General features: G+C 67.2%; 1 pseudogene. It reads left to right on the top strand.

Features of this window, described 5'->3' with window-relative positions:
- A pseudogene (locus ACXAID_RS28440) lies at positions 1-409 on the top strand (IS110 family RNA-guided transposase); the annotation flags it as partial.

Below are 409 nucleotides of genomic sequence, written 5' to 3'. Positions count from 1 at the left end.
AATCAGCTGCTCGGCCAGCTGGACCGGTCGTTTCCCGGACTGACCCTGGCTCTGCCCGACGTGCTGGGTACCAGGATCGGCCGGCTGGTCGCCGCCGAGTTCGCCGACCCGGCGCGTTTGGCCGGGCTCGGAGTCAACCGGCTGATCCGCTTCGCCGCGACCCGCGACCTGCAACTGCGCCGCCCGGTCGCTGAGCGTCTGGTCGCCGCGGCCCGCGACGCGGTTGTCGCGCGCCGGATATTGGCTGCCGATCTGGTGTTGCTGGCCGATCTCGATGACCAGATCCACGCCGCAGAAACCGCACTGGAATCACTGCTGCCGCGCAGCCCTTATTCGACGTTGACCTCGGTGCCAGGTTGGGCAGTAGTGCGAGTATCGAATTACGCTGCTGCGCTAGGTGATCCGCAAC

It is taken from the genome of Mycobacterium sp. ABE4_509 (assembly GCF_056160785.1).
Note: the sequence above shows the minus strand (reverse complement) of the source record. Positions and strands in the feature narration are given on the sequence as shown.